Below are 12,371 nucleotides of genomic sequence, written 5' to 3' on the forward strand. Positions count from 1 at the left end.
TCACTCTCCGGGTTGGACGTTGCGGGTCGGGTGCTGCTGGGCGGGCGTGGTGCCCGCCGTGCGCGTCGGGCTGTTGGTCACGTCCTTCAGCCGCGGTTCGTTATTCGCCGGAGAGCGGCTCATCAGACGCAGGATATAGTATGTCCCCGCCCCAAAGACCGCGAAATAGACGATGATGAAGGCCACCAGCGATGCCCCCACCGCGGCGGCGTCCAGGGGTGCGGCGCTGTCCACCGTGCGCAGGTGACCATAGACGGTGAAGGGCTGCCGCCCAACTTCGGTCGTGACCCATCCGGCCAGCACGGCGATCAGCCCCGCGGGCGACATCACAAGGGCGGCGCGGTGCAGCATGGGGCTGTCGAACAGCATCCCCCGCCAGCGCGCCCACAGCGACCAGACACCGATCCCCAGCATGGCAAAGCCAAGCGCGACCATGATGCGGAACGACCAGAAGACGATGGCCACGGGGGGCTGATCCTCGCGCGGGATAGTGTCCAGGCCCGCAAGCGGTGCGTTCAGGTCGTGCTTCAGGATCAGGGACGACAGCTTGGGGATGCCGATGGCATAGTCCAGACGCTGTTCGTCCTGGTTCGGGATGCCGAACAGGTACAGCGGCGCGCCTTCGTCATGGCTCTCGAAATGGCCCTCCATCGCCATGACCTTGGCCGGCTGGTGCTCCAGCGTGTTGATGCCGTGGAAATCGCCCAGCACGATCTGGACCGGGGCAAAGATCGCGGCCATCCACATCGCCATGCTGAACATGGTCCGCGTTGCCGGGCTGACCTTGTCGCGGCGGTGGCGATGGCGCAGCAGGTGCAGGGCCGCCACGCCCCCCACGATGAAGGCCGTGGTCAGATAGGCCGCGGTCACCGTGTGCATCAGCCGGAACGGAAAGGACGGGTTGAAGATCACCTGCCAGAAGTCGGTGGGCAGGAACTGCCCCGTCTCGGGGTCGATCTCGAAGCCCGCTGGGGTGTGCATCCAGCTGTTGACCGACAGGATCCAGAAGGCCGAGAACGCCGTGCCCAACGCCACCGCGGCGCAGGCGATCATGTGCAGCGTGGGCCCGACGCGGTCGCGCCCGAACAGCATGATCCCCAGGAACCCGGCCTCCAGGAAGAAGGCCGACAGGACCTCATAGGCCATCGGCGCGCCGATGACCGGCCCCGCCTTGTCGGAAAAGGCCGACCAGTTCGTGCCGAACTGATAGGACATCACGATGCCCGACACGACGCCCATGGCAAAGGCCAGGGCAAAGATCTTGACCCAGTATCGGAACAGATCCAGGTACTTGTGGTCCTTTGTCCACAGCCACAGCCCGTTCAGGACCGCCAGAAAGCTGGCCAGCCCGATCGTGAAGGCGGGGAACAGGAAGTGGAAGCTGACCGTGAAGGCGAACTGGATCCGGGCCAGCAGGATGGCATCTGCATTGTCGAACATCGGGGGCCTTTCACGGCAGGGGCACGCCCCGCGGGCATGTCGGTTTCGGACCGGCCACCGCCTGCACCACGGGCACATGACCGGACCCATCGTCGTCTGGAATCATAGTGCTCCTACTGGTCGCGGCCGCGCAAGGGCATCGATGTCGCGCCCGCCGCCCTGTGGCGCATCTGCGTCACGGGTGGCACCTTGGGCCGATGTCAGGGGTGCACAGGGGGTGAGGCACCGCCGCGTGGTCCTGTATCGACGGTCGGTGGGGTCTGGTTGCTGCACTGCCGGCCCCCCGGACGCGGTTGTGCTTTCCGGGCAATGAATTTGGCGCCATGCGGCGGGAGGCACCGGCAATTATGCTATGCCCGCCCTGGTGGCCTCGACGCTGTCACTTGAGGACGGACCGCGTGGCACGGGTGCTGTCCAAGGTATTCCCTGTGCGCATCACGCGCACGATCCATCAGGCGGCGGTCGCGGGCGTGCCGCAGCCGCGGATGGGCACGATCCGTGATGGCCGGAGGGGGAAAGGCAGTAGATGCGACATCATCGGCCGTAGCGGAGGGCGCGGCGGATGGGTGCGTCGAGGATCGCGTCGCGGGTACCGCCGTCCTGAGACCCGCGATCCATATCGAGGATACCGGCGCGACGCGGACTTCAGCTGCCCGTTCCGTCGCGGTTGGAACGGGCATGTTCGATCAGGTCCCAACGATTTCCCCAGGGATCCCTCCAGACGACGACACGCCCGTAAGGCTCGTCGCGCGGAAGCGTCTCGAACGTCACGCCCGCGGCCTGGAGGCGCTGATAGTCGCGCGCGAAATCGTCCGTCTCAAGGAAAAGCCAGACCCGCCCGCCGCCCTGCTCTCCGATCGTCGCGGTCTGGCGGTCTCCGACGGCCCGGGCAAGCAGGATCTCGGTATCGCCACCCGCGCAATCCGCACCCATCGCTTGCCATCGCCCAGTTCGGTATCCTCCCGGCACTCGAAACCGATCCGGCAAAAGAAGTCGAGCGCGGCGTCGCAGTCCGGGACCAGCAGGGACAGGTGGGCGATGCGGGCGGGCATGACATTGTGCTTTCCATCGGGACGGTCGCGACGCGTTTCTGGGGCACAGCCCGGTCCGCGACTAGCCCGCCCGTGGCATTTCGCGATCTGGGCGGGAATGCAGGCACGTGTTCGGCGCACGGCAGTCTTATTCCCATGGCTGTCGATCCGGGCGATAATCATGCTCGCAGACCATGGAGAAGCGCATGCCCCCGCCCTACGCGCGCCTGAAGGATCCCGCGTCATATGTCCCGCCGCGGATCGTTCGGACATCCCGGCTGGATCTTTGCCCCGCGAGCGTTGATGACGCCGCCGCGGTGGCGCAGGCCAGGGGCGAAAGCCATGCAGAATTGGTGCCGTGGTTTCACGGGACGATGGGGAACCCTGGACACGAACGGGATGCCCGGTGGCAATCAGAGCGGCTAGCGGAAGCGGTGGAGGCTGCACAACGACGCGAGCGGCTGTCCTATCTTGCATGGGCCTCGGGCGTCTGTGTCGGCGCGGTCGATCTGATCCCGCAGTGGCGGCGGGGCCAGTTCCGACTGTCCTACTGGGTGCGGTCCTCAGCCTGCCGCCAGGGATATGGGGCTCAGGCGGTGAACGCGATGATACGGGCCGCCTTTGGGGCCTTGGACGCACGTCTGGTGACGACCGGTCATGCCGCGCCCAACACGGCCAGCGCAGGTCTGGCACGGACGCTGGGCTTCAGGCAGATCGCATGCCAGCCGCTTGGGTACGAGATGCCCGACGGCCTGCTGGTGGACGGCATCGCCTATGCCATCGAAGACATTGCCGTCCTGCCACCCCTGAAGGTCGCATGGGCCTGACTGACACGACGGTTTTGCCCCGCACCTGATCGGTCGTGCAGGGGCGGGCGGTCAGCCCGTCGCGGGCGGCTGATCCGTTACCTCCCGGCACAGCCACTCTCGAAAGCTGCGCATTCCGCTGGTTTCCGGCCTGGATTGCAGGCGGGTCAGCCAATAGGCGCCTGCGGCAATGGAATGATCGAACAGGGTCACAAGACGGCCGCGATCCGTCCAGTGGCCGAAAAGCGCAGGCGGCAGCAGCGCGATCCCGTGCCCCTCCGCCGCCATGTCCGCTAGGGCGATGGAGCTGTCCAGCATCGGCCCCCGCAGGGGCGGGCAGGCCAGGCCCAGCCCTGCGAACCACCGTTCCCATTCGCCTGTCCGATAGGAACGCAGCAGCGGCTGCTCCAGCATCGCCTGGGGGCCGGACATGGTCCTGGCACGGTCCGGGGCGCACATGGGGGCCAGGGGCGCATCCATGATGCGGGTGGCCTGCAGCCCATGCCACGACCCGTCGCCAAAGCGGATGGCCAGGTCAAGCCCTTCGCCCGGAATGCTGACGCGGTTGTTGTTGGCGAAGATGCGCAGGTCCACCTCGGGATGCGCCGCCTCGAACCCGGCCAGGCGCGGGATCAGCCAGCCCGTCGCAAAGGTTCCGACCACGCCCACATGCAGCGCCTCGTGATAGCGCCCGCCCGAGAACCGGTCAAGCGTCGCGCCGATCAGGTCCAGCGATCCGGTCAGGACCGGGGCCAGGGCCGCACCCTCGTCGGTCAGCACCAGCCCTCGGGGCACACGCCGGAACAGGGCCACGCCAAGGCGTTCCTCGAGGTTGCGGATCTGGTGGCTGAGCGCCGCCTGCGTCACGCACAGTTCGATCGCGGCCTTCGACAGCGTCAGGTGCCGGGCCGCGGCTTCGAAGGCCCGCAGCGCATTCAGGGGGATGTTGGGCCGATCCATCACGCATCCATTAGAATTTCTCAACGATAGGGCAAGAAACCATGATTTGATGCCCATGCACGATCACAATAGCTCTGGCTGGCAAAATTAATTCATGTCGCGGCGCCGTCGCGACGCCAGAGGGAATCCCATGACCATCATCCGAACCGTGGCTGTCGCAGCCGTGCTGCTGACGACCCCCGCCCATGCCCAAGGGCTGACCGAGCAGGCATTCCAGCAGATCAGCGAAAGCGTCTTTCGCCCCGTCATCGAGGAGTTCGACATTCCCGGCATCGCCATCGGCGTGACGATGGACGGACAGCAGTTCTTCTTCACCGATGGATTGGCCGATCGCGCGGCATCGCGCCCCGTCGACCGCGACACGCTGTTCGAGCTGGGATCGAACAGCAAGCTGTTCACCGTGGCCCTGGCGGCCCTTGCGGAACAGCGCGGCCTTTTGTCCCTGCAGGACCCGGTGTCATCCCGGATGCCTGCGCTGGCGGGCAGCGCCTTCGATGCGGTGACGCTGGCCGATCTTGCCGCCCATGCCACGGGTGGCCTGCCCCTGCAGGTGCCCGACGCGGTCACGGACATGGACGGCCTGATGACCTATCTGAACGCTTGGACGCCGCAGGGCGGGGCCGGCACGCGGCGCGCCTATTCCAATGTCAGCATCGACCTTTTTGGGGCTGATCGCGGGAGAGCAGTTCGGGACGACCTACACGGATGCGCTGGCCCGTGACCTTCTTCCCGGACTGGGTCTGGGCAGCACCTTCGTCGATGTCCCCGACGCCGAGATGGCGCGCTATGCCTTCGGTTATTCCAGAACGGACGACAGCCCGATCCGCGTCAACCCCGGCATGCTGGATGCCGAGGCCTATGGCATCAAGTCGTCGGTGACCGACATGACCCGTTTCCTGGACGCCCATCTGCGCAATCTTACCCTGGAGGGCGAGATCACGGCAGCGCTGGCGCGGACGCGCCGGTCGGACTACGACACAGCCCATTACGCGCAGGCCATGATCTGGGAAGGGTATCCTTGGCCCGTGGATGCAGCTGCGCTGGCGGCCGGAAATTCGCCGGACATGGCGATGTCGCCGCAACCCATGACCAAGGTCGACGCGCGCCAGTTGGAGGGGGACGTCTATCTGAACAAAACGGGGGCGACCAACGGCTTTGGCTCTTACGTCGCGATGGTGCCGTCCGAACGGATCGGCGTCGTGGTCCTGGCGAACCGCAACTATCCCAACCCGGTCCGTGCGGAAGCGACGCGAGAGCTGATCGTGCAACTGCTGGCGCGCGCCAGAGAGTGAACGGCAGTGCTGGACGCACAGGTGACCTGGCCACCATGACCGCTGCGGCCCCGATCCGGGGGCCGCAGCCTTGTTTCAGTCGGCGCGGCCATGCGTCAGGGTCGTGGGCGTCACCATCCGGCGCTGCCAGAGGAACAGCGCGGCGGCCACGGACAGGCCGAGGAGGTCGGTCACCCAGCCCACGGCAATCATCGACAGTGCCGCCCCGATCAGCACCAGACGCACCACCATCGACGCGTGCCCGAAGTAGTAGCCGATCACCCCCGCCGACAGCAGGAACATGCCCAGCAGCGCAGTGGCCGTCGCATGGATGATGTCGATCCATTCGCCCTGCATCAGCAGCTCGTGAGAGCCGAAGAACATGAAGGGCACGATGAAGGCCGCAAGGCCCAGGCGGAAGGCCTCGACGCTGGTCTTCATCGGGTCCGATCCTGACAGGGCCGCGCCCGCATAGGCGGCCAAGGCCACCGGCGGCGTGATGGCCGACATCACCGCATAGTAGAAGACGAAGAAATGCGCGACCAGCACCGGCACCCCAAGGGCGATCAGCCCCGGCGCCACCACTGCGGCGGCGACCGCATAGGCGGCGGTGGTGGGCATGCCCATCCCCAGGATGATCGAGATGCACATCGCGAAGAACATCGCCAGATACTGGTTCTGATCCGCGATCGACAGAAGCAGCGACGAGAAGCGCGCCCCCACCCCGGTCAGCGCGATGACGCCCACGATGATGCCCGCCGCGGCGCAGACCGCGACCATCTGGATGGTCATCTTGGCGCCCATATCCAGCGCGTTGAAGATCTGGCGCGGGCCCATGCGATGCGGCGTCAGCCAGCTGACCATCGCCGCCGCTGCCATGCCCATCGCGCCCGCCCGGATCACGGAATAGCCCGCGAACAGCGTATAGATCAGGATGATGATCGGCAGGAACAGATAGACCTGGCGGATCAGCACCTTGAACTGCGGCAGCTCGGACCGAGGCAGGCCCTTCATGTCCAGCTTGAGCGCCTGGAGGTCGACCATGAAGTAGACCGACACGAAATACAGCAACGCCGGGATGATCGCGGCGATGACGATGTCGGTATAGGGGATGCCCGTGACCTCGGCCATGATGAAGGCGCCCGCGCCCATGATCGGCGGCAGGATCTGCCCGCCCGAGGAGGCCGTGGCCTCGATCGCGGCCGAGGATTTCGGCGAATAGCCGACCTTTTTCATTAGCGGGATGGTCAGCGAGCCGGTGGACACCACGTTGCCCGCCGAGGTGCCGTTGATCATGCCCATCAGACCCGATGCAAAGACCGCGACCTTGGCCGGACCGCCCCGCGCCTGACCGGCGCAGGCAAAGGCGAAGTTCACGAAGTAATCACCCACCTTCGACGCCTGCAGGAAGGCTGCGAAGACGATGAACAGGATGATATAGGTCGAACTGACCGCGATCGGGTCGCCCAGGATGCCCTGGTCGGTGAAGATGTAGGTGAAGAACCGCGTCGCCGTATAGCCGCGATGGTTCAGAAAGCCCGGCAGCCACGGCCCCAGGAAGCTGTAGCCGATGAAGACCGCGACGATGATCACCAGCGCGAGGCCCGTCAGGCGGCGCGTCAGCTCCAGGATCAGCATGACCCCGGTGACCGCGGCCCACAGATCGCCCGGCTGCGCCATCGCCGTGCCCGCCCGCATGCGCAGCGCGCCCACGACGAACAGGATGTAGCCCAGGACCGCGATCGAGGCCAGGCACAGGATCAGGTCGCCCGGATAGATCCGCGACCGGTCCCGCGACGAATAGAGCCAGCCCGCGACGATGGCCGCGCCCGTGCCGATGGCCAGCGGCAGGCCATAGGTGCGGAACCCGAAGGCCGGCGGCATCGCCACCCCGGCCAGCCACCAGGCGCCCCAGGCATAGGCGATGACCGCCAGCCCATAGCCCACGCCCAGGGCCGCCACGCCCAGCAGGGCCCGTTCGGCCATGCCGCGGCGTGCGGGGGCGGTGGCGGTGTCGCTGCGCTGCGTCAGCGCGGAATAGGTCAGGAAGCCGATGATCAGGCCGCCGCAGACATGCATCATGCGGTAGGTCCAGGTCTCCAGCGGATAGACGACCATGACGAACAGGTGGAACAACGTATAGGCGGCGCAGAGGACCGCGATCAGCACACCCGTTCCGGCGCGGGGGTCGCGCTGGTTGGGGGCCATCGGTTCGTCATCGACGCCCTGCGCGATGACGGGTCCGGTCCCTGCCGCAGATGCAGCATCAACTGACATGAGGGGTCTCCGTCGGCAAGGACCGCGCGGACGGGGTCCGGGCAGTCGGTCCGATCATGGGGGAAAAGGGAAAGGGGTCCGGGGGCCGCAGCCCCCGGAGGATGCGCTCAGCCGCGCAGTTCGGCCGGGATCTCGACCCCGGCCTCGTCGAAGTAACGCACGGCGCCCGGGTGGTAGGGCAGGAAGGTGTTCTTGTCGACGTTCTCGGGCAGGGTCTCGGCGGCGGTGGCGTGGATCTGCATCATCGCCTCGTTGCCTTCCATCACCAGCTTGGTGATCTCATAGGCCAGGCTTTCGGGCATGTCCTGATGGGCGACGGCAAAGTTCCACATGGCGACCGTGCCATGCCCCTCGGGGAAGCCTTGGTACATGCCGCCGGGCACCTCGAAGGCGGCCACTTCGGGCATCGCCTCGAGGATCTGCGCGCGCTGCTCCTCGGTGAAGCCGAAGATGTTGACCGGGTTCTCGGCCGCGATCTGGGCAAAGGCGCTGATCGGCACGCCGGCCGCAAAGGCGAAGGCGTCGATCAGGCCGTCCTTGACCTGGCTCGTGGCGTCGTTGGCCCCGGCATAGCTGATGGTCGCGTCGACGCCCAGCACCTCGAAGAAGCGCGGCCAATAGGTGGCGGCGGTGCCGCCCGCCGGTCCGACCGAGACGCGCTTGCCCGCCATGTCGGTGACATCCGCGATGCCCGACGACTGCAGCGCCACGGCCTCGAACGGGGTCTGATACATGGGGAACAGGGCGCGCAGGGCCTTGTGCTCGACCCCCGGCGCCAGTTCGCTGTTGCCTGTCCAGGCCTCATAGGCAGGGCCCATGGTGACCAGGCCGATCTGGTGGTCGCCGGTCTCGACCAGGGTGGCGTTCTGCACCGGGCCGCCGGTGACCTCGCCCGAGGCGTTCAGGTCCAGGTTCTGGCTGATCAGTCCGGCCAGACCGGTGCCATAGATGAAATAGGTGCCGCCTTGGCTGGCGGTACCGATGGTCAGGCTGCTGGGCCAGTCGGTGCGGTCATCCTGGGCAAAGGCGGGCGACAGGCTGAAGGTGGCCGCGACGGTCGCGGCGACGGTCATGAAACGCATGAAAATCCTCCCAGATTTTTCCGGGGCCGCACGTCTTGCGCGTGGCGGCCCGACAAAGCCCCTTCAGCTAGGCCATGCCATGCCCTGCACGCAATGCCGCCATGCGCCGGGCGCGCGGGAAAAGCGCCGCCAAGTCGCGGCGATGGGTGGATTCGGTAACATCGGCGTCATCGCGTGGGTGGAAATCCCCCCATCACGGGTCCGGATCGTCGCCCGCATCGACGTAATGCGTCTTGTCGATCATGTATTTCTGCATCTTTTCGTAAAGCGACTTCCGCGACAGGCCAAGCGATTCATAGACCGGCTTCAGCCGCCCGCCATGCGCGGCCAGGGTCGCCACGATCACGTCGCGTTCGAACGCCGCGACCCGGTGGGCCAGGCGCTGCTGTTCGGGGCTGCGATCCTCGGCCGGCTGCAGGGCGATGCCCAGGGCGTGGCGGTCGGCGGCGTTGCGCAATTCGCGGACATTGCCGGGCCAGGCGCGTTCGGCGATCTCGGCCAGCAGGGCGGGGGGCACGGCCACGGCGGCACGGCGGTGGCGGGCGGCGGCCTCCTGCACCAGCTTGATGAACAGAAGCTGGATGTCCTCGCGCCGCGCGGACAGCGGCGGCATGGACAGCGTCACCACGTTCAGACGGTACAGCAGATCGGCGCGGAACCGCCCCGCCGCGACCTCCTCCTCCAGCGGCTGGCGCGAGGTCGCGATGAAGCGCACGTCCAGCGCCCGCCCCTCATCCGCGCCCAGGGGGAACATCACCCGGTCCTGGACCACGCGCAGCAGCTTGCCCTGCACGTCCAGGGGCATCGAGCCGATCTCGTCCAGCAGGATGGTGCCACCGCGCGCATGTTCGAACTTGCCGTAACGCGGGCGCAGGGCGCCGGGAAAGGCGCCCGCCTCGTGGCCGAACAGTTCCGATTCGATCAGCGACGCGGGCAGCGCCGCGCAATCGATGGCGATGAAGGGCCGCCCCGCGCGCGGCGACAGGTCGTGCAGGGCACGCGCCACGACCTCCTTGCCGGTGCCGGTCTCTCCGACGATCAGCACGTCGGCCTCGGTCGGGCCGATCGTGCGCAGGCGGCGGCGCAGGTCGATCATCACGTTGGACCGCCCGACCAGCCGCGTCTCCAGGTCGTCGGCCTGCCCCGCCGCCGCCCGCAGCACCCGGTTTTCCAGCACGACCCGGCGGTAATCCATCGCGCGGGACGCGATCTCGGCCAGCTGCGCGCCGTCGAATGGCTTTTCGACGAAATCATAGGCCCCCTCGCGCATCGCCCGCACGGCCAGCTGGATGTCGCCATGCCCGGTCACCAGGATCACCGGGATGTCCACGTCGATCTCTCGGATGCGGCTCATCAGGGTCAGCCCGTCCATGCCCGGCATGCGGATGTCGGTCACCACGATGCCGGCAAAGCCGAAGCCCAGCCGGTCCAGCGCGGACTGGGCATCGGAGGCCTCCTCGACTTCGAACCCCTCCAGCTCCAGGGCCTGGGCGGTGGACAGGCGCATGTCGGGCTCGTCATCGACCAGCAGGATGCGGCCCGTGATCATGGCGCGATCTCGGGCAGGTCGATGCGGAAGGCCGCGCCGCGGTCGCAGGGAAGAATGCGCAATTCGCCTCCGAAATCCTTGATGATGTTGAAAGAGATCGACAGCCCCAGCCCCAGCCCGCTGCCCACCCCCTTTGTCGAGAAGAACGGATCGAAGATGCGATCCTCCAACCCCTGGGCGATGCCGGGGCCGTTGTCGCTGACGGTCAGCAGGACGCGCCCGTCCGTCCGCCGCCCCTCGATGCGGATCGCGCTGTCGGGGCGGCCGTCCAGCGCGTCCAGCGCATTGGCGACCAGGTTCACCACCACCTGCTGGAACCGCACCGGCCCCGCCCGCACCCGCAACGGCCCCGGCGGCATGTCCACGACCAGCGCGACGGGCTGGCGGTCGATGCGCCAGGCGATCACCTCCAGCGCGTCGCGCAGCACGTCATGCAGGTCCACGTCGGACAGCTGGGCATTGGGCTTGCGGGCAAAGTTGCGCAGCGTGCGGCCGATCTCGGTCATGCGATCGGTCAGCGACAGGATGCGCGTCAGGTTCAGGCGCGCATCGGCGGCGCGGTCGCGGTCCAGATAGGTCACCGCATTGGCGGCAAAGTTGCGCACCGCGCCCAAGGGCTGGTTCAGCTCATGCGACAGGGCCGCCGACATCTGCCCCAGGGCGGCCAGCTTGGCCGATTGCACAAGATGGCGCTGCGTGCGGCGCAGCTCGGCCTCGGTGGCGCGACGTTCCGTGACCTCGGCGCCAAGGCGGGCGTTCAGCTGCGCCAGCTCGGCCGTGCGGGCGGCGACGCGTCCTTCCAGCTGGGCCTGGGCCTCGGCTTGGATCGACAGGCGTTCGCGCAGGCGGGCCCGGCGCTGCGCCCAGGCGGTCAGCAGCGCCACCCCCACGCCCAGGATCATCAGCGCCGCCAGCGTCCCGATCAGCGCCTGCCGCCGGGCGGGCGCTGTGTCCAGCAGCACATGCACCGTCCAGTCGGCCTCGGGCATGGCCTCGGAGACGGTCAGGAACTCGCGCCGCGTCTCGGGCAGCTCCAGCCGTCGGATGTCATGACCTGCGGCCTCGCCCGCCACGCGCAGGGGCAGCATCAGCAACGGTTCGTCATCATAGCGCCGGGTGGCGGCGATGCGCGCCCGCGTCCGGGGCGTCAGCGGCGCGATCGAGCGGAACTGCCAGTCGCGGCGGCTGGCCAGAAAGACGATCCCCTCGCCGTCGGTCACGATCATCTCGTATTCGGCGGCACGCCAGCTGTCCTCGATCGCATCCATGTCGACCTTCAGCACCAGCACGCCGACGATCCGCCCCCGGTCCCTGAGCGCCCGGCCAAAGTAATACCCCCGCTTGCCCGAGGTCGTCCCAAGCGCCGAGAACCGCCCCTGCCCCCCAGCCAGCGCATCGGTGAAATAAGGGCGATAGTCGAACCGTTCGCCCACGAAGCTGAACGCCTGATCGAAGTTGCTGGCGGCCACGGTCATGCCGTCAGGTGCCATGACATAGGCATCCGACAGCCCCATCAGCCGTGCCAGATGACGCAGATAGAGGTTCGCCGCGGCCAACCGCACCGGATCCGCATCCGGCGCCAGCGCGCGCACCAGAACGGGATTCCGGTCCATGAGGTCGGGCAGCCGCTCGTATCGCGCCAGCTCTCCGCGAAGGCCCGACACGGCAAGCCGCAGGATGTTCTCTCCCTGCGGCACCGTCGCGACGATATAGTATCGCGCCAGAAGGACGTTTCCGCCGATGGCCACGGCAAGACAAAGCGTCATGACCACCAGCACGACCCAGATGCGCCGTGCATTGCCCGACCTGCCGATCACAGAGCGCGGCCCATCCTCCCGTCGCATCGGATACCCGCCCCCCTTGTCCCGACCGCCATCACACCATGAAATCAGCTGATGGTTCAACCGCTCAGGGACCTATAGCAATGCTCTGCTCGCCGCTTGTTCCGCAGGAAA

General features: G+C 67.3%; 10 protein-coding genes. 3 read left to right on the forward strand and 7 right to left on the reverse strand.

Annotated features, from left to right (window positions below; all coding sequences use genetic code 11):
• Both SY26_RS10280 and SY26_RS10285 read right to left on the reverse strand, forming a co-directional pair.
• Positions 1 to 1,440, reverse strand: a complete 1,440-nt coding sequence (locus SY26_RS10280) for a cytochrome ubiquinol oxidase subunit I (protein ID WP_045982780.1) — start codon at positions 1,438 to 1,440, stop codon at positions 1 to 3.
• Between the two features lie 645 nt (positions 1,441 to 2,085).
• Positions 2,086 to 2,373: a VOC family protein gene (locus SY26_RS10285; protein ID WP_339819622.1), complete on the reverse strand. Its 288-nt coding sequence runs from the start codon at positions 2,371 to 2,373 to the stop codon at positions 2,086 to 2,088.
• Between the two features lie 304 nt (positions 2,374 to 2,677).
• Between SY26_RS10285 and SY26_RS20180 the strand changes: the two genes are divergently transcribed.
• Entirely contained in the window at positions 2,678 to 3,298 is a 621-nt protein-coding gene (locus tag SY26_RS20180) for a GNAT family N-acetyltransferase (protein ID WP_046000824.1), read from the forward strand.
• Between the two features lie 51 nt (positions 3,299 to 3,349).
• Here the strand turns inward: SY26_RS20180 and SY26_RS10295 are convergent, their stop codons facing one another.
• Positions 3,350 to 4,237 (reverse strand): LysR family transcriptional regulator, encoded by an 888-nt coding sequence (locus SY26_RS10295; protein ID WP_046000452.1) that lies wholly within the window; start codon positions 4,235 to 4,237, stop codon positions 3,350 to 3,352.
• A 130-nt stretch (positions 4,238 to 4,367) separates the two neighbouring features.
• Here SY26_RS10295 and SY26_RS22035 point away from each other — a divergent pair, with 130 nt between their 5' ends.
• Positions 4,368 to 4,958, forward strand: coding sequence for a serine hydrolase (locus SY26_RS22035; protein ID WP_255352871.1), 591 nt, complete (start codon positions 4,368 to 4,370; stop codon positions 4,956 to 4,958).
• Positions 4,882 to 5,529, forward strand: a complete 648-nt coding sequence (locus SY26_RS22040) for a serine hydrolase (RefSeq protein WP_255352872.1) — start codon at positions 4,882 to 4,884, stop codon at positions 5,527 to 5,529. The genes SY26_RS22035 and SY26_RS22040 overlap by 77 nt, the downstream gene beginning before the upstream one ends.
• Positions 5,530 to 5,604: 75 nt before the next feature.
• Here the strand turns inward: SY26_RS22040 and SY26_RS10305 are convergent, their stop codons facing one another.
• From SY26_RS10305 to SY26_RS10320, 4 genes are all read right to left on the reverse strand, one after another.
• The gene (locus SY26_RS10305; RefSeq protein WP_046000453.1) at positions 5,605 to 7,785 is read right to left on the reverse strand and encodes a TRAP transporter permease; all 2,181 of its coding nucleotides are present in this window, start codon (positions 7,783 to 7,785) and stop codon (positions 5,605 to 5,607) included.
• A 107-nt stretch (positions 7,786 to 7,892) separates the two neighbouring features.
• Positions 7,893 to 8,867: a TAXI family TRAP transporter solute-binding subunit gene (locus SY26_RS10310; RefSeq protein WP_046000454.1), complete on the reverse strand. Its 975-nt coding sequence runs from the start codon at positions 8,865 to 8,867 to the stop codon at positions 7,893 to 7,895.
• Between the two features lie 193 nt (positions 8,868 to 9,060).
• Complete coding sequence (locus SY26_RS10315; RefSeq protein WP_046000455.1) at positions 9,061 to 10,416, reverse strand: sigma-54 dependent transcriptional regulator; 1,356 nt, start codon at positions 10,414 to 10,416, stop codon at positions 9,061 to 9,063.
• Positions 10,413 to 12,233, reverse strand: a complete 1,821-nt coding sequence (locus SY26_RS10320) for an ATP-binding protein (protein WP_198143146.1) — start codon at positions 12,231 to 12,233, stop codon at positions 10,413 to 10,415. The genes SY26_RS10315 and SY26_RS10320 overlap by 4 nt, the downstream gene beginning before the upstream one ends.
• Positions 12,234 to 12,371: the final 138 nt, after the last annotated feature.

This window comes from Paracoccus sp. 228, from assembly GCF_000967825.1.
GTDB lineage: Bacteria > Pseudomonadota > Alphaproteobacteria > Rhodobacterales > Rhodobacteraceae > Paracoccus > Paracoccus marcusii.